Source organism: Lysobacter sp. Root690 (genome assembly GCF_001427785.1).
GTDB lineage: Bacteria > Pseudomonadota > Gammaproteobacteria > Xanthomonadales > Xanthomonadaceae > Lysobacter.
Genome location: NZ_LMHM01000018.1, coordinates 568,491 through 583,085, shown reverse-complemented (window position 1 = coordinate 583,085; position 14,595 = coordinate 568,491). Strand labels below are relative to the sequence as shown.

Genomic DNA, 14,595 nt, shown 5'->3' with positions numbered 1-14,595 from the left:
AAAGTTCCGGCGCGACGCCGTCTTGCGCCGCGTACTTGCGGCCGTTCCTCAAATCCCGCAACCCGATTCGCGCTTTGTGATCCCCGCTTTTGCGTTTACCCCTCCCACAGCGGCCCGGCATCGTTAAACTACGCGCCATTACCCGCCGCTCCCGCAACGTTCGAGGCCAGCCATGAGTGAAATCCCCGGCGATCTGAAGTTCATGAAATCCCACGAGTGGGCCCGCGTCGAAGGCGACGGCAAAGTCACCGTCGGCATCTCCGACCACGCCCAGGGCTTGCTCGGCGACCTGGTCTACGTCGAACTGCCCAACGTCGGCGACCGCGTCGAAGCGGGCAACGCCAGCGCCGTGGTCGAGTCGGTCAAGGCCGCCTCCGACGTGTACGCGCCGGTCTCCGGCACCGTGACCGCGGTCAACGCCGCGCTGGCGGACAAGCCGGAAACGATCAACGAAGACGCCTACGGCGAAGGCTGGATCTACACCGTCGAGATCGACGAACCCGACCAGCTCAACGAACTGCTCGCGCCCGACGACTACGCCGAGCTGCTCGAAGAAGACGACCACTGATCCACCCGCCGCGGCCGGCAACGGCCGCGGTCCACGGGGAGCGCAGGACCGGCCCGCGATCGCGGCGCCCGGGACTCGCTCCCCGTTTCGTTTGTGGTGATGCGCTTGCCGACGGCGCTGAGGCGGTCTCGATCGCGCCGCGCGGGTCGACACGAGGCGTGATTGCGAAGTGCGAATCCGAAGTGGCATCGCCGCGCGCCGCGGACCGACGCGACGGCGACGATGAACGATCGGGCGCCGCGCCGGTCCGCCGATGAGCGCGGCGAGCGGCGGTCGAACCGACGTCCGCGATATGCCGACGGCGCGCGGTTGCGATCGTCTCGACGAGGATCCGGTCGGGCGTTCTCATCGCACACCGGTCGGCGCAACCCATCGACAACGCATCGCCCATGCACTCGACGATGCATGCGCGCTCGCGCGAATCGCGAAAAACTCCGGTGATTTTCATCGCGATGGTTTGGCCTGTGGCGGTCGTCGCACGATCGCTGCCGCATTGCACGCGACCTCGTCGCGCATGCCGCGAACGGCCGACGCAGTCCAGCCGATCCCGACGGCGCGATCGCGACGAGCATCGATCCGGCAGTGCACGATCGCCGCCTTCAGGCGTGCAGGTCTGGTGAAGGACGACGCGGCGTGCCGAGCCGACGCACCGCCGCGCGATTTATCGCGGCGCCACTTTCGCGTGGCGCTTGCCGCGACGCGAACGCTGTCGGCGCGACGACTCGGCACGACCACGCGAGCGCGCGGCTCGGTTCGCGGCGGCCGGCTCGGCGAACGCGCGTCGCCTTTGTCCTCCCTCGCCGGAGTTTTCGCCGACAGGTAAAAACGTTTCCAGCGCGCGCCCGTCCGAGTACGAACGCGATGTGCACAGGAGGCATGCGTCGGCGTTCGAGACCGACGAACGGTCGTGTCGGCAACGCCGCGAGCGCTCGCGCATCGGCGCGTCGCGGTCGGCGCGTTCGCGCGCCTCGGTCGCGTCGCGAACGTTGCGTTCGCCCGCGTCGACCACCGTCGCGGCGGTCGCGAACGCCGCTCGCGGCCGAAAAAAGTTCGCGCACTTTCGCGCAGTCGGGCTTGTGCGACGCGAAATCGGCGCCCATCGCGGACAGGAATTTTTTCTTCCGGTACAGGTCGTCGGAATCGTTCGCGACACGCTTCGCGCGCGACGCGCATGCGTTCGAAAAGCCGGAATGAAAAAACGCGAGTGCGCTGAAAGCCGCGCCACGCTTGGGTTTCAGCGACGTCGAACGAAACGCGTGTCGAACGCGTCGATGCGCGCGCGCGTTTTTGGAACGCGCGCGCCGCGGCATCGGCGCGGCGTTCCGGGCGAGCGGCCGTAAAAAAAAATAGGCCGGGTTGTTGACAGTCATAAAAAGCGTGATTAGGTTTCGCCCAGCAGACGTTTCCTGCAGACGAGAGTGAGAAAACCAAGCGCGACAACACGCAGCACAAAACGGACCTCCGCCTGGACAGTCAAAACGGTGGACGTTGGGTTCGCTTCCTCTGCAGAAATGTTGGCCACGCTCTCTCCGCCGATGACATCCAAAACCTTGATGACATCGCTGACGACCTGCTTCTTGCAACCCGGTTCGCGTTCGGCGCCCCGGGTTTTTGTTTGGCCGCCCCTTTGGGCGGCCTGCTCCGTCCGCCTTTCCGGCGGATGCGCCATCGGTCCCGCCGCGCTTGCGGCCGGACGCGATCCCCGATCCGTTCCGGCGCGCCCAGCGCGTCGGCGGTTGCACGCGGGTCCGACTCCCGCGGCTCTGCCAACACAGAGTTCCTTTGAACTGGGCTTACCGCACTACCACTGATCATTCCTGATCATCACTGACGAGGAGCCATCACATGGCCGTTAAGAAAGCTGCTAAGAAGTCCTCCGCCAAGAAAGCGACCAAGAAGGTCGCCAAGAAGGCCGGCGCTAAGAAGGTCGCCAAGAAGGCCACCAAGAAGGCTGCCAAGAAGACCGTGAAGAAGGCTGCCAAGAAGGCCGTCCGCAAGACCGCCAAGAAGGCCGCGAAGAAGGCGACCAAGAAGACCGCCAAGAAGACTGCTAAGAAGGCGACCAAGAAGACCGCCAAGAAGGCTGCTAAGAAGGCGACCAAGAAGACCGCCAAGAAGGCTGCCAAGAAGGCGACTAAGAAGACCGCCAAGAAGGCTGCCAAGAAGACCGTGAAGAAGGCAGCCAAGAAGACTGCCAAGAAGACCGCGAAGAAGGCCGCCAAGAAGGCCCCGAAGAAGGCCGCCAAAAAGGCTCGCAAGCCGAAGGCTGCTGCAGCGCTCCCGGCGACCCCGGCTCCGCTGATCTAATAAGAAACACCCGATTGCCGTAATCCAGCTCTCCTCCCGCAGCCCAGGCGGGGGGAGAGTTTTTTATTTGTGGCGGGCCTTAGCGCTCGCGAGCTGGCGGCTCGCGCCGCGATGAGCGTCCGGGCGACCAGCCGGGCCGGGGTCGTCCGTCCACGTCTTGAGCGCGCAGTGTCAAAGTCCTGCCGCACGTGTCGGCGATGCCGCGTAGTCGGCTGCCTTCGTAATGCCGGATTCCGTCCGGTGGCCGGGTCTGTCGCGTTGGCGGCCTCGTTGTTGCCGCCAGTCCTTGTTGGATGACGCTGAAGTCTCTGGATCCCCGCCTGCGCGGGGATGACGGGATGGGAAAGGCTTCGTTGCTGACGTGTCGGCGCTTCGTCGCGGGTTTCCCAAAGTCACTGGATCCCCGCGTTCGCGGGGATGACGGGTGGGAGAGGGTTTCGTGGTTGGCTTGTCGGCGCTTCGTCGCGGGTTTCCCAAAGTCACCGGATCCCCGCGTTCGCGGGGATGACGAGTGGTAGAGGGGTTCGTGGTTGGCTTGTCGGCGCTTCATTGCGGGTTGTCGAAGTCGCTGGATCCCCGCGTTCGCGGGGATGATGGTTGGGAGAGGACGTGGTGGTTGATGAGTCGGCGCTTCGTTGTGGGGAGCGGGCTCGACGCCTCGTTCACCCAAACTCACCGACGCGTGACTTCGGTCGCATGCCTCTCGTCGGCAAGTCGGGCCGTGCACGCTCGCGTCGCGGTGGCCGGCGGTAGGATCGGCGCAAAGCTGGCCGCAGCCGATCATCCAATCGCATCCAACTCGCACCTGCCATCGGGGGAACACCATGAAAGGTTTGTTCAAGGGACTGCTTTATCTGGTCGTGCTGCTCGCGGTGGTGTTCGTGGTCGGCGGCTTCCTGTTGCCGGCGAGTACGCATGTCGAGCGGTCGATCTCGATCGCGCGGCCGCCGGGCGAGGTGCATGCCTTGCTCGGTTCCTACAAGCGCTTCAACGAGTGGTCGCCGTGGTACGAACTGGAGCCGAGCGCGAAGTACAGCTACAGCGGTCCGGAGTCGGGCGTCGGCGCGGCGATGGCCTGGGAGGGCGACAAGGTCGGCAAAGGCGCGCAGCGCATCACCGAATCGGTGCCGCAGCAGAAGATCGTCAACGCGCTCGACTTCGACGGCACTCAGGCCACCGGTACCTTTACCCTGAAAGGCGAAGGCGACGGTACCCGCGTGACCTGGGCGCTGGACAGCGAGCACGGCAACAACCTTGTCTCGCGCTGGTTCGGCCTGCTGCTCGACAGCATGGTCGGCAAGGATTACGACAAGGGCTTGGCGAAGCTCAAGCAGGTGGCTGAGAGCGGGGATTCGTGATTGGGGATTCGGGATTCGAAACCGCAAAAAAGCAAAGGCCCGCGATCAGCGGGCCTTTGTTGTTAGATCAGGAATCGAGACGCCTGCTTCTGCTTTGCCAATCTCGAATCCCGACTCTCGAATCCCGGCTTCACCGCGGTGCCGCAGTCGCCTTCTGCGCATTACTGCCACTGACCTCGCGGCTCGGCGTCACGCCTTCGGAGGCGTACAGGCCCGGGTCGTCGAAGCCGTCGACGTCGAGCCAGCGCTCGGTCGGCAGGCCGATCGCGCGGTCGAGCAGGGTCGGCAGCATGCCGGTCGGCAGGCCGCTTTCGCTGTTCCACAACACCGCGATGCCCAGGTCGCGATCGGGCAGCATCGCGACCATGCCGCGATAGCCCTGCACCGCGCCGGCATGGAACACCACGCGGTGGCCGGCGTAATCGAACACGCGCCAACCCAGCGCATAACCGGCCGTGCTCAGACGCTGGCGGCGCCAGCTCGAGCCGCGGATTTCGGTCGGCGTATCGACCAGCGGTTGATGCAAGGTCGCGAGCAGCGGCAGCGGCAGCACGTCGGTGCGATGGCCGGTCTGGGCGATCAGCCACTGCGCCATGTCGCTGGCGCTGGCATTGACGCCGGCGGCCGGCGGCAATTGGTAATAGGTCGGCTTCGGCGTCACCGAGGCCCAGCCGCCGCGCGCGCGCACGTGCGGCTTGGCCCAGCGCGCGCTGGCGGTGATGCCTTCAAGTCCCAGGCTCGCATCGTTCATGCCGAGCGGCTTGAACAAACGGCGCTGCACCTCTTGGCTGTAGAAATCGCCGGTGGCGGCGAACACCACGTCGCCGATAAGGCTGAAGGCGATGTTCTGGTAGCCGTAGCAGGTGCCGGGCTGGCAGGCCATCGGCGCGTACGCGAGTTTCTGGGTCAGCACGCGATAGTCGGCGTAGTTTTCCAGGTCGCGGTCGTAGGTGTTGTGGGTCAGGCCGACCCGATGGCTGAGCACGTCGGCGACGGTGAGGCTGCGCGCGGCGGTGGGGTCGACCAACTGGAAGCCGGGCATGTAGTCGACGACCTTGCTGTCCCAACGCAGGGTGCCGTCGTTGACCAGCAGGCCGGTCAGGGTGCCGGCGAAGCTCTTCGACAGCGAGGCCAGGCGGAACACGGTGTGGGCGTCGATCGGCTCGGCGTTACGTACGTCGGTGATGCCGTAGCCGCGCGCGCTGAGCACCTGGCCGTTGTGGACGATGGCCATCGCCATGCCCGGAATGCGTTGCTCGGCGACCAGCGCTTGCGCCATGGCTTCGAACTGACGCACGTCGAAATCGGTCGACAGCGGCTGCACGCGCGGATTGAGGTCCTGCGGCGCGGCGCTCAGGCCCGGCAGCGCGGTGCCGTCGTAGCCTTGCGCGCGCGCGACCGGCTGCGAGGGTTCCGGCGTGCGCCAGCGCAGCGAGGTCTGCGCGGTCGAGCCCAGGGTCATGGTCAGCAGGGCCGCGAGCGTGCCCAGGCGCCAGGGGTTGAGTGAGCGTCGGGAAGAGGTGAGTTTCATCGCTCGCAGCGCCTGGTTAGCCGGGGTCGATCCGATTCTAGCGCCGATCTCAGGGAGTTGTGCAACAATCGCATTCAGGATTCTGATTTTGCAGGGATTAATGGGTGGGGCGGGAATCGGGAATGGGGAGTCGGGAGTCGTAAAAGCCACACCGTTGGCGCGTCATTTCAGCTCTTGGGCGGGAATGGGGAATCGGGAATCGGGAATCGGAAGAGCAGCGCCACGCGCACGCCGCGGCTCTTGCCCTTCCGATTCCCGACTCCCCATTCCCGATTCCCGGCCTCACCGCCCGCGAATCAGATCCGAAGCCCGCTCGGCGATCATGATGGTCGGCGCATTGGTGTTGCCGCCGATCAGGCTCGGCATCACAGAGGCGTCGATCACGCGCAGGCCCTGGATGCCGCGCACGCGCAGTTGCGAGTCGACCACCGCCGCCTCGTCGTCGCCCATCCGGCAGGTGCCGACCGGGTGATACACCGACTCGGCCTTGGCGCGCACGAATTCGATCAGCTCGGCGTCGCTGAGGTCGGTGCGGGCCGGGAAGATCGGCGCGCCGCGGTACGGGTCGAAGGCTTTCTGCGCGAACAGCGTGCGCGAGAGCTTGGCGCACTCGAGCATCATCTTCAGATCGAAGCCTTCCGGATCGCTGAGATAGTTGGCGTGGATGCGCACCTTGTCGCCGGCGCTGGCGCTGGCCAGATCGAGGTGGCCGCGGCTGCGCGGACGCAGGAAGCAGGCATGCGCGGTGTAGCCGTCGCCGGCCAGGCGGTGGCGGCCATGGTCGTCGAGCATCGCCGGCACGAAATGCAGTTGGATGTCGGCGCGATCGTCCGGCGCGAGCGCCGAACGCACGAAGCCGCCGGCCTCGGCGAGATTGCTGCTGCCGGGGCCGCTGTGGCCGCGCAGGTAGTAGTCGAAGGCGACGCGCAGGTCGCCGGTGCGGTCGTAGGTGACGCGCTGGGTCGAGTGCTGCAGGGTGCACACGTCGAGATGATCCTGCAGGTTGCGGCCGACCTGCGGCGCGTCGTGCAGCACCTCGATGTCGTGCTTGCGCAATTCATCGGCCGGGCCGACGCCCGACAGCATCAGCAACTGCGGCGAATTGAGCGCGCCGCCGCTGAGCAGCACCTCGCGCACCGCGCGCTGGTGATACGAACGCCCGCCGCTGCTGTAGATCACGCCGGTGGCGCGGCCGTTCTCGATGCTGATGCGGGTGACCAGCGCGCCGGTGACCACGTGCAGATTATGCCGCTCGCGCGCCGGGTCGAGATAAGCGACCGCGCTGGAGCAGCGCGCGCCGTTCTTCTGGGTGACCTGGTAGAAACCGAAGCCTTGTTGCTGCGGTCCGTTGAAGTCGGTGTTGCGAGCGAAACCGGCTTGTTGCCCGGCCTCGATGAACACGCCCGACAGCGGGTTGGTATAACGCAGGTCGGACACATACAGCGGGCCCATGCTGCCGTGCAACGCGTCGTCGCCGCGGCTGTTGCGCTCGCTGCGGCGGAAATAGGGCAGCACGCCGTTCCAGTCCCAGCCGCTGGCGCCGGCCGCGGCCCAGTCGTCGTAGTCGCCGGGCACGCCGCGGATGTAGCACATCGCATTGATCGAACTCGAACCGCCGAGCACGCGGCCGCGCGGCCACCACAGGGTGCGGTTGTCGAGCTGCGGTTCCGGCGCGGTGTCGTAGTCCCAGTTCACGCCTTTCTTGTTGACCAGCTTGGCCAGGCCGGCGGGCATGTGGATGAACGGGTGCAGGTCGCGCGGGCCGGCTTCGATCAGCAGCACGCGCGCGTCGGGATCTTCGCTCAGGCGGTTGGCGAGCACGCAGCCGGCCGAACCGGCGCCGATGATGATGTAGTCGAACTCGGTGGGCACTGGCGATTCCCGCAGGCGCGCGGCGTGTGTCGTCGCGCTGACGGGGCGACCGTAAGCGCCAAAACTAGAGCAAATGCTCCCAACATCCTGGCCGATAGGAATCCCGCCCGATGCCGTGGTGGCGATATGCGACGCCTTGGGCTACCGTGCCGGCAACCCGCATGGCCGCGACGTTGGCGCCGCGGGCGGCGAGCGGTTCGATGCGGTCATGCCGTGCATCGCGCCGCGCCGCGTTCAAACCGCACGACCCGCACGACCTGCCCCACCCAGCACCACACGCACAGCACGACCCCCGCAAAGCCGGCGGCCCGCCGGCGCTGTACTCACGGAGCGACGGAATGTCGGCAGTTCAAGGCGCCAGCCTGCCCTCCGGGCGAGTGCATAGCGGTGAGTGGCGCGCGGTCGCGTTCTCGGTGGGGTATTTCTTCTGCGTGCTGACCGCGTACTACGTGATCCGGCCGTTGCGCGACCAACTCAGCGGCGCGGTCGGTTCGACCCAGTTGCCGTGGTTCTACCTGGCCACCTTCATCGCCACCCTGGCGCTGACGCCGGTGTTCTCCGGCCTGGTCTCGCGCTATCCGCGGCGGGTGGTGGTGCCGCTGGTGTACGGCTTCTTCATCGTCTGCCTGCTCGCGTTCATGCCCTTGTTCGGCGAACACGGGCCGCTGAGCGCGCGCGCATTGGGCACGGTGTTCTTCGTCTGGATCAGCGTGTTCAACCTGTTCGTGGTGTCGGTGTTCTGGAGCTTCATGACCGACATCTGGAGCGAGGGCCAGGCGCGGCGGTTGTTCCCGGTGATCGCGGTCGGCGGCACGGTCGGTTCGCTCGCCGGTCCGGTGCTGACCCGGGTGCTGGTCGACCGGATCGGAGTGGCGCCGCTGCTGATGGTGTCGGCGGGGCTGCTCGGCCTGGCGCTGGTGTTCGTGACCTTGCTTGGGCAGTGGTCGCGCGTCCACGGCACGCGCCGGCACGAGGCCTCGCACGAGGCGGCGATCGGCGGTGGCATGCTCGACGGGCTCAAGCAGATCTTCTCCAATCCATTCATGGCCTCGATGGCGCTGCTGCTGTTGCTCGGCGACTGGATCGGCACGGTCAATTACGGCCTGGTCGTGGATTATTCCAAGGCGACCTTCACCGACGCGGTGGCGCGCACGCGCTTCGCCGCCGACCTGGACCTGATGACCAACCTCGTCGCCCTGACCATGCAGGTGCTGATCACGCCGTGGCTGTTGTCGCGACGCGGCGCGGCGTCGGTGATCGGGGTGTGGTCGGTGGTGACGGTGGCGTTCCTGACCTTGACCGCGATCGTGGCCGACGCGCATGCGCCGCTGACCGAACTGTTTCCCGCCTATGGCGCCTTGATCGCGATGCTGCCGGCCGGGATGGCGGCGACGATCGCGCCGATGCCGGCGGTGGCGATCACCTTGGTGATCAGCCGCGGGCTGGCCTACGGCATGGTCAATCCAGCGCGCGAAAGCCTGTTCACCAGCGCCGCGCGCACCCTGCGCTACAAGGGCAAGAACGCGGTCGATACCGCGTTCTGGCGGTTCGGCGACGTGACCGTGGCGACCACCGTGGTCGCGTTGCGCAGCGTCGGTGTCGGCGTGGCCGGGCTGGCCGGCATCAGCGCGGCGGCGGCGGCGGGCGCGGGCGTGATCGGCTGGCGGGTCGCGCGCTGGGTCCAGCGCAACAATGCGGCGGAGCGTTGCGAGACCACCCGGGCATGAGGCGCGATTGGCGGCCGTGGCCGCGCCAGCAATGGCTGCAACGGGTGCTGGTCACCCTGGTGCTGTGTACGGTCGCGTGCCTGGCCTGGGGATTCTTCTGGGAACCGCGGCAACTGATCGAGCGCGACTACGAATTCGCCTTGCCCCATTGGTCGCGCGAATGCGAAGGCCTGCGCGTGGACGTGGTCGCCGACCTGCATACCGGTTCGCCGCACAACGGCCTGGACAAGCTCGACGAGATCGTCGCCAGACTGGTCAAGAGTGATGCCCAGGCGGTGCTGATGGCCGGCGACTACGTGATTTTGAGCGTATTGGGCGGTACCTATATCTCCGCCGACCAGATGGCGCCGCACCTGCGCCCGCTGACCGCGCGCAAGCCGGTGTATGCGGTGCTCGGCAATCACGATTGGTGGAAGGACGGACACAAGGTGCGCGCGGCGCTGGAAGCGGCCGGGGTGATCGTGCTCGAAGACCAGGCCGTGCAGACCCGTCTGGGCAACTGCCGCGTGTGGATGGTCGGCATCGGCGACAAGTGGGAAAGCCCGCACGACATCGGCAAGGCCTTCGCCGGCGTCAACGACGACGCACCGGTGATCGCGCTGACCCACAACCCGGACCTGTTCCCGGACATTCCGGCGCGCGCGTCGCTGACGATCGCCGGCCACACCCACGGCGGCCAGGTGAAACTGCCGTGGATCGGCACGCCGGTGCTGCCGGCCGACCAACGCTACGCCGGCGGCTATCTGATCGAACACGGCAAGCACCTGTTCGTCTCCACCGGCATCGGCACCAGCATCCTGCCGGTGCGGTTCGGGGTGCCGCCGGAGATTTCGCGGTTGAGGTTGAAGGCGGCGGGCCGGCCGGTACAGAAACCCTGAGTACCGGCTGACTCGAGCCGATGAGGTGGACGACTGCGTTGCGCAAGCAGCCAGTCTCGCGAACCGACGCGGTCAAGCGTGGCCGATCCGCTTCGGCCGCGGAACGTGTCGGCCTACGCCAAAAAACGGAATTTTTGGGCCTTGCCTGGGCAGGGCGGTCACGGAACACTGCGGTCACCACGCGCGCGCGAATGTAGGGGATTGCATGCACACGATCGAAAATCTGTTGCGCGCCGCTGCGCTGTCTGCGCTGATCGGCGTGTTGTGGACGCCGCCCGCGCGCGCTGATTCGTGGGAGATGCCGGTGGTCAAAAGTTATTTTTCCGCCGACCGTAACTGGCGGCTGGAGGTGCGGCCGCGGCCGATCGCGAGTCAACTGGACTATTTCCAGGACAAGGTCGACGACCGCGACAACGCCGGCGGCCGCGCGGGCGAAACGCAGAAAACCGCGCTGGCGACCATGCAGCGCCTGCACGCCGGTCAGTGGCGCACGGTGTGGGACGGGCCTTTGCTCAACGAGGTGGCGCCGGTCGATGCGCTGGTGTCGCCGTCGGGGCAGGCGGTCACGATCGACGATTGGCACGGCGTGGGCTTCGGCCCACGCGTGGTGGTGATCTACGATGCCGGCGGAAAGGCGCTGCGCTCGTTGGCGCTCAAGGACTTCCTGCCCAAGCCGTACATCGCCACGCTCGAACGCAGCGTCAGCTCGATCCGATGGGGCGGTGACCACCGCATTTCCGCCGATGGCCGACGTCTGCTGCTACAGGTAGTAGTGCCGCGCTTCGGTCAACGCATGTCGGCCGAACCTGATTACGTCGAGCGTCAGTTCGATCTGAGCACCGGCCAGCCTCTGCCGGGCGACACGCGGGCCTGGGCCGGCGCGCTCAAGGCGGTGGAGCGCTACGAAGCCGATCGACGCGCCGAGGCCGCCGCGTATGAAGCGTGGTTGCGCGCGCCGCTGCTGGCTCCGCGCGGAGACGATGTGTCGGATTGGTACCGATACCTGGGTGAGGCGGCGCTGCGCCTGGACAGTCACGCGAAGCCCTACGATGCGCGCTCTCTGGTGATCCGACTGCCCGGCGATCCGGATCAGCCCGATACGCTCGAGCGCCTCGCCGGCTATCTGACGAACGAGAACGCCGATTCCTCCACCATCCTGCTGGCCAGTCCGTCGCAGGATGTGCTGGTGCAGCACCTGAGGCGAATCGCGGCCTCGGTGCCCGCGGGCCGGCTCGATCGCAGGCGCGTCTACGTGGTCGCCGACGCCGCGCATCACCCGCAGGTGCAGCGGGCGATGGCACGGACGGGAGCGCAGTACATCAGGATTGATCCCGCCGAGCCCATCGCGCAACGGCCCGGGCGTATGCAGGAATACAGTGAGAGTAAACGCAACGAGGAGCGTTGGCGCAACGCCGAGGAGTAGCGGTACGTCGCGGCAGCCCCTCATCGCTCAAGCGTGTCAACCGTCACCACCCATGCCGAAGGTTGGGATGACCATCCGCAGAGGTCGGCGCCGGGCGACGGCGCTAGTTTGGGCGGGGGAACGGGAGCGGCATGATGCGCGAGCCACGCGGGCAGGGCGGGGAGGTGGACACTGAGGTCGCGGGCGATGCGCGGCGAACCTCGCGCGCACGCGGCCGGGACGCCGCATGAGCCGCGCGAAGACAGCGCGCGATATCGACGCCGCGCCCGCATCCAGCGCGCCGCTGTGGTGGTCGCTGCTGTACTTCTTCTGCTTGCTGTGCGGCTACTACGTGCTGCGCCCGGTCCGCGATGCGATGGGCGCTTCCAACGATGCCGCGACGGTGTTTCCGCACGCGATGATCGACTGGGCGCAGTCGCACGGCTGGCAGCTCAAGGACTTCGTGCTGCAGGTGCTGTTCACCGCCACCTTCGTCAGCATGTTGCTGCTGCAACCGGTGTACGGCGCGCTGGTCGCGCGGTTTCCGCGGCGGGTGTTCCTGCCGGTGGTGTACGTCGTGTTCATCGCCTGCCTGTTCGGCTTCCACTGGGCCTTCGACGCTGCGGTGCCGGGACGCGGCATGGTGTTTTTCGTCTGGATCGCGCTGTTCAATCTGTTCGCGGTGACGGTGTTCTGGAGTTACATGGCCGACGTGTTCGACGACGCGCAGGCGCGGCGGGTATACGGCTATATCGGCGCGGGCGGCACCGCCGGCGCGGTGATCGGGCCGGTGCTCACCCAGAAGCTGGTGCAGCCGTTGGGCGTTGCGAATCTGTTGCTGGTCTCGATCGCGTTCCTGGCGGTATGCGTGCTGTGCATCGTGCAACTGCGGCCGTGGGCGATGGCGCGCGAACGTCGGCAGGGGCTGACCAGCGGCGAAGCCGCGATGGGCGGTTCGGTCTGGGCCGGGCTCAAGCTGGTATGGCAGCGGCCGGTGTTGCGCGCGATGGCGGTGACCTTGTTCTTCAGCGTCGGCGCGGCGACCTTGCTCTACAACCAGCAGGCGGCGATCGCGCGCGAGTTCTATCCCAGCGCGGTGGCGGCGACCGCGTACTTCGCCCGCATCGACAGCGCGGTCAACGTGCTGGCGATCGTGACCCAGTTGCTGCTCACGCGCTGGCTGTTGAACCGTCACGGCGTCGCGCCGGCCTTGCTGATGCCCGGTTTGACCTTGCTGCTCGGCTTCGGCGTGCTGCTGGCCTCGCCGGTGCCGGTGATGGTCGCGATCGTGCAGGTCCTGCAGCGCGGCAGCGAATTCGCCCTGGCCAAGCCCGCGCGCGAAACCTTGTACACGCGCATGGACCGGCCGTCGCGCTACAAGGGCAAGGCGGTGATCGACACCGCGGTGTTCCGCGGTACCGATCTTGCCTTCGCCTGGGTGCACAAGGGCGTGGCCCTGTTCGGCACCCAGGCGGTATTCGCCGCCGGCCTGCTCGCCGCGCTCGGTATGACCGCGGGCGCGTGGAGCATCGTGCGCGCGCAGCGCCGGCTGCCGGGCGCGCGGCCGTCTTCCGAATTTCCGTCTTCCGACCCTTCTTCCGAACAACAACCTGCACGAGGTGAATCATGAGCATCAGTCGCCGCGACTTCCTCGCCGCCGGCGCCGCCGGCGCGGGCCTGCTCGCGCTGCCGTCGTCCGCGCGCACGATCCTGCAACCCAAGCCGCGCAAGCTGCTGGTGCTCGGCGGCACCGGTTTTCTCGGCCCGCACTTCGTCGAGATCGCGCGCAAGCACGGCCACACGCTGACCTTGTTCAATCGCGGCAAGACCAATCCGGACAAGTTCTCCGGCGAGCAGTTCAACGACATCGAGCAACTGCATGGCGATCGCAAGAGCGACATGAAGGCGCTGGAAGGCGATCGACAGTGGGATGCGGTGCTGGACACCTCGGCGTACCTGCCCGCGGACGTGACCCGTTCGGCCAAGCTGCTGGCCTCGCGGGTCAAGCAGTATCTGATCGTGTCGACGATCTCGGTCTACGCCAAGAACGATGCGCCGAACGATGAGACCTCGCCGCTGGCGGTGCTCGCCGATCCGAACGTCACCGAAGTGACCGGCGAAACCTACGGTGGCCTCAAGGCGCTGTGCGAACAGGCGGCCGAACGCGAATTGCCGGGGCGTACGACCGTGGTGCGCCCCGGCCTGATTGTCGGCCCCGGTGACAACAGCGATCGTTTCACTTATTGGCCCGCGCGCGCCGATCGCGGCGGCGAGATCCTCGCCCCCGGCAGCGCCGCCGACCCGACCCAGTTCATCGACGTGCGCGATCTGGCCGCGTTCCTGCTGGCGACGATCGAGGGCGGCCGCTACGGCATCTACAACGCCGACGGCGCGCCCGGTTCGCTGACCTTGGGCGCGCTGTTGAGCGAATGCCAGCGCGCCGCCAAGGCCAAGTCGAGCGTGACCTGGGTGCCGGCGGATTTCCTCGAAGCGCAGAAAGTATCGGCGTGGCAGGACATGCCGGCGTGGATTCCCGCGCGCGGCGAATACGCCGGATTCGGCCGCACCTCGGTGGCCAAGGCGCGCGCCGCGGGCCTGCAACAACGTCCGTTGCGCGAGACCGTGAGCGCCACCCTGGACTGGTGGCGCGGCCTGCCCGAAGAACGTCGCGCCAAGCCGAAGGCCGGCATCGCCGCAACGCGCGAAGCCGAAGTCTTGAAGGCGTGGCACGAAAGTTTGAAAGCCAAAACCTGATCGAAAGCCGCGTATCCCACTGTAGGAGCGGCATGAGCCGCGACGACGCCACCGCACAACCCGGCGCCACCACCAAGAGGCCGACATCGCTCCGATATCGGCCTCACCTCACACATCGCCCGGCAGCACCCCAAAACCCCACGCCACCACCGCCATACAAAGCCGTATGCTTGCGCGAATCCACCCGCGCAAGGAACC

General features: G+C 67.0%; 12 protein-coding genes. 9 read left to right on the top strand and 3 right to left on the bottom strand.

Annotation, left to right across the window (positions count from 1 at the left end; genetic code table 11):
* Positions 1-172 precede the first annotated feature (172 nt).
* Together gcvH and ASD86_RS27155 are read left to right on the top strand one after the other, a co-directional pair.
* Entirely contained in the window at positions 173-568 is a 396-nt protein-coding gene (gene gcvH, locus ASD86_RS25570; protein ID WP_036114531.1) for a glycine cleavage system protein GcvH, read from the top strand.
* Between the two features lie 253 nt (positions 569-821).
* Positions 822-1,391 (top strand): hypothetical protein, encoded by a 570-nt coding sequence (locus ASD86_RS27155; RefSeq protein WP_157477133.1) that lies wholly within the window; start codon positions 822-824, stop codon positions 1,389-1,391.
* A 558-nt stretch (positions 1,392-1,949) separates the two neighbouring features.
* On the opposite strand, the gene ASD86_RS25560 is transcribed toward ASD86_RS27155, so the two are convergent.
* A complete protein-coding gene (locus ASD86_RS25560; RefSeq protein ID WP_056117298.1) occupies positions 1,950-2,237 on the bottom strand; it encodes a hypothetical protein in 288 nt (95 codons plus the stop codon).
* Between the two features lie 176 nt (positions 2,238-2,413).
* Here ASD86_RS25560 and ASD86_RS26280 point away from each other — a divergent pair, with 176 nt between their 5' ends.
* Positions 2,414-2,875, top strand: coding sequence for a hypothetical protein (locus ASD86_RS26280; RefSeq protein ID WP_082578717.1), 462 nt, complete (start codon positions 2,414-2,416; stop codon positions 2,873-2,875).
* A gap of 824 nt (positions 2,876-3,699) precedes the next feature.
* The gene (locus ASD86_RS25550) at positions 3,700-4,233 is read left to right on the top strand and encodes an SRPBCC family protein (protein ID WP_056117292.1); all 534 of its coding nucleotides are present in this window, start codon (positions 3,700-3,702) and stop codon (positions 4,231-4,233) included.
* Between the two features lie 130 nt (positions 4,234-4,363).
* Here ASD86_RS25550 and ASD86_RS25545 read toward each other — a convergent pair whose 3' ends face one another.
* Both ASD86_RS25545 and ASD86_RS25540 read right to left on the bottom strand, forming a co-directional pair.
* Positions 4,364-5,764, bottom strand: coding sequence for a serine hydrolase domain-containing protein (locus ASD86_RS25545; protein ID WP_056117290.1), 1,401 nt, complete (start codon positions 5,762-5,764; stop codon positions 4,364-4,366).
* A 282-nt stretch (positions 5,765-6,046) separates the two neighbouring features.
* Positions 6,047-7,636, bottom strand: a complete 1,590-nt coding sequence (locus tag ASD86_RS25540; RefSeq protein WP_056117288.1) for a choline dehydrogenase — start codon at positions 7,634-7,636, stop codon at positions 6,047-6,049.
* 338 nt (positions 7,637-7,974) lie between these two features.
* Between ASD86_RS25540 and ASD86_RS25535 the strand changes: the two genes are divergently transcribed.
* The 5 genes from ASD86_RS25535 (at position 7,975) to ASD86_RS25515 (ending at position 14,397) form a co-directional block, all read left to right on the top strand.
* The gene (locus ASD86_RS25535) at positions 7,975-9,363 is read left to right on the top strand and encodes a hypothetical protein (protein ID WP_056117286.1); all 1,389 of its coding nucleotides are present in this window, start codon (positions 7,975-7,977) and stop codon (positions 9,361-9,363) included.
* Entirely contained in the window at positions 9,360-10,241 is an 882-nt protein-coding gene (locus tag ASD86_RS25530; protein WP_056117284.1) for a metallophosphoesterase, read from the top strand. Before ASD86_RS25535 ends, ASD86_RS25530 begins: the two co-directional genes overlap by 4 nt.
* A 25-nt stretch (positions 10,242-10,266) precedes the next feature.
* Positions 10,267-11,664 carry a hypothetical protein gene (locus tag ASD86_RS25525; protein ID WP_157477131.1) on the top strand — a complete coding sequence of 466 codons (1,398 nt, stop codon included), beginning with the start codon at positions 10,267-10,269 and terminating at the stop codon, positions 11,662-11,664.
* Positions 11,665-11,890: 226 nt separating this feature from the next.
* Positions 11,891-13,273 carry an MFS transporter gene (locus ASD86_RS25520; RefSeq protein WP_082578716.1) on the top strand — a complete coding sequence of 461 codons (1,383 nt, stop codon included), beginning with the start codon at positions 11,891-11,893 and terminating at the stop codon, positions 13,271-13,273.
* Positions 13,270-14,397 (top strand): NAD-dependent epimerase/dehydratase family protein, encoded by a 1,128-nt coding sequence (locus tag ASD86_RS25515; protein ID WP_056117280.1) that lies wholly within the window; start codon positions 13,270-13,272, stop codon positions 14,395-14,397. The genes ASD86_RS25520 and ASD86_RS25515 overlap by 4 nt, the downstream gene beginning before the upstream one ends.
* Positions 14,398-14,595 lie beyond the last annotated feature (198 nt).

Excerpts from the sequence above, each read along its gene's own strand:
- gcvH (WP_036114531.1), top strand. The coding sequence starts at position 173 with ATGAGTGAAATCCCCGGCGATCTGAAGTTCATGAAATCCCACGAGTGG.
- ASD86_RS27155 (WP_157477133.1), top strand. The coding sequence starts at position 822 with ATGAGCGCGGCGAGCGGCGGTCGAACCGACGTCCGCGATATGCCGACG.
- ASD86_RS25560 (WP_056117298.1), bottom strand. The coding sequence starts at position 2,237 with ATGGCGCATCCGCCGGAAAGGCGGACGGAGCAGGCCGCCCAAAGGGGC.
- ASD86_RS26280 (WP_082578717.1), top strand. The coding sequence starts at position 2,414 with ATGGCCGTTAAGAAAGCTGCTAAGAAGTCCTCCGCCAAGAAAGCGACC.
- ASD86_RS25550 (WP_056117292.1), top strand. The coding sequence starts at position 3,700 with ATGAAAGGTTTGTTCAAGGGACTGCTTTATCTGGTCGTGCTGCTCGCG.
- ASD86_RS25545 (WP_056117290.1), bottom strand. The coding sequence starts at position 5,764 with ATGAAACTCACCTCTTCCCGACGCTCACTCAACCCCTGGCGCCTGGGC.
- ASD86_RS25535 (WP_056117286.1), top strand. The coding sequence starts at position 7,975 with ATGTCGGCAGTTCAAGGCGCCAGCCTGCCCTCCGGGCGAGTGCATAGC.
- ASD86_RS25530 (WP_056117284.1), top strand. The coding sequence starts at position 9,360 with ATGAGGCGCGATTGGCGGCCGTGGCCGCGCCAGCAATGGCTGCAACGG.
- ASD86_RS25520 (WP_082578716.1), top strand. The coding sequence starts at position 11,891 with ATGAGCCGCGCGAAGACAGCGCGCGATATCGACGCCGCGCCCGCATCC.
- ASD86_RS25515 (WP_056117280.1), top strand. The coding sequence starts at position 13,270 with ATGAGCATCAGTCGCCGCGACTTCCTCGCCGCCGGCGCCGCCGGCGCG.